This is a genomic window from Pseudomonas arcuscaelestis (assembly GCF_016881005.1).
Taxonomy (GTDB): domain Bacteria; phylum Pseudomonadota; class Gammaproteobacteria; order Pseudomonadales; family Pseudomonadaceae; genus Aquipseudomonas; species Aquipseudomonas arcuscaelestis.
The window spans coordinates 1-1,973 of sequence record NZ_JACOPV010000041.1; the positions used below are offsets into that span (position 1 = coordinate 1).

Here is a 1,973-nt window from a genome sequence, read left to right on the forward strand (position 1 = left end):
GTCTGATGCTGGAACAAGTCTTTAGGGCTGAAACGAATGCCAGCCTGGCGGGCGCGGCTGACCACCTGGATGGAGATGATCGAGTCACCGCCGAGCTCGAAGAAGTTATCGGCCAACCCTACTCGCTCGATCTTCAATACGTCCTGCCAGATCGCCGCGATCTGCTGCTCTACGGCCGTACGCGGGGCCACGTAGCTTTTCTGCACGCGGTTGGCGTCTGGCTTGGGCAGGGCCTTGCGTTCCAGCTTGCCGTTGGGGCTCAGGGGCATCTGTTCGATGAACAGCCACTGTGCCGGCACCATGTAATTCGGCAAGGCCTGGCGCAACGGCTCGCGAATCGCATCGCGCAGGGCTTCCTGGTGCTGCGGGGCCCAATCAGCAGGCACCACGTAAGCCACCAGCGCGCCGTCGATCGCCAGTACCACCGCCTCGCGCACGGCGTCCTGTTCCATCAGGCGTGCTTCGATTTCGCCCAGCTCGATGCGCAAGCCGCGGATCTTCACCTGATGGTCGATACGCCCTCGGTACTCGATCAAGCCGTCAGCACGCTGGCTGGCCAAATCGCCGGTGCGGTACAATCGCGCGCCGTTGCCAAACGGGCTGGTGACAAAGCGCTCGGCGGTGAGTGCCGCACGGCGGTGATAACCGCGCGCCAGGCCTACGCCACCGAGGTACAACTCGCCGACCACACCCACCGGCAACGCCTTCAATTCGGCGTCGAGCACGTAAGTTTGCAGGTTGGCAATCGGCGCACCGATCGGCACGGCATCGCGGCCTTCGTCGCGGCAGGTCCAGTGGGTAACGTCGATGGCCGCTTCGGTCGGGCCATAGAGGTTGTACAGGCCAGCATTCGGAAGTTTCGCCAACACTTGAGCTTGAGCGTCCACCGGCAATGCTTCGCCGCTGCACATGATGTGGCGCAAACCGGTGCAACTGGCGACCTGCTCGTCGAGCAGGAACATCTGCAGCATCGACGGCACAAAGTGCAGGGTCGTGACCTGATGGGCATGGATCAGCGCTACCAGCCGTCGTGGGTCACGATGATCACCCGGCGCAGCCATGGCCAGGCGCGCACCGGTCATCAGCGGCCAGAAGAACTCCCATACCGACACGTCGAAGCTGAACGGGGTTTTCTGCAGCACCGTGTCGCCTGCGCCCAGGCCGTAGGCCTGTTGCATCCAGCACAGGCGATTGCTCAGGGCTTTATGACGGTTGCCGGCGCCTTTGGGCTTGCCGGTGGAACCGGAGGTGTAGATCACGTAGGCCAGATGTTCGGGGTCGACGTCGACCGCAGGGGGTTGAACCGAAAAGTCTTCCAGCGACAGGGTGTCCAGGTTCAATTTCGTCAGATGTTGCGGGCACGTCAGGTTCAGATGCGACTGGCTCAGCAGCAGGCCGATGCGGCTGTCCTCGATCATGTAGGCCAGACGTTCCTCGGGGTATTCCGGGTCCAGCGGTACATAAGCGCCACCCGCCTTGAGAATCGCCAGCAGGCCGACGACCATGTCCAGACTGCGTTCAACAGCAATACCGACCAGCACTTCAGGGCCGACACCCAACGCGATCAACTGATGGGCCAGCTGGTTGGCGCGCTGGTCCAGCTCGCGGTAACTCAACTGCTGTGCGCCCATGCACAAGGCGGGCGCGTCGGGGGTGGCCTGCACTTGCTGTTCAATCAGCCTGTGCACAGGCGTATCCAGTGGGTATTCAGCGGCGGTGGCGTTCCACTGCTCGACGATCTGCACCGTTTCCTCGGCATCGAGCAGCGCCAGCTCGGCAACCTTGGCCTGCGGGGTGGTGACGATAGCGCGCAGCAGATTGAGCCAATGCCGCGCCATGCGCTCGATGGTGCTGTGCTCGAACAGATCGCTGGCGTAGATCAACGCTGCCGTCAGCCCTTGGTCGCTATCCTGGGTTTCCAGGGTCAGGTCCAGTTGAGCCGTGCCGGCATCCCATTCCAGGGCCTCGACGCT

General features: G+C 62.9%; 1 protein-coding gene. It reads right to left on the reverse strand.

The window, feature by feature from the left end; all coding sequences use genetic code 11:
- On the reverse strand, window positions 1-1,973 hold a 1,973-nt coding region (locus tag H8F21_RS29020; protein WP_203585821.1), incomplete at both ends, for a non-ribosomal peptide synthetase.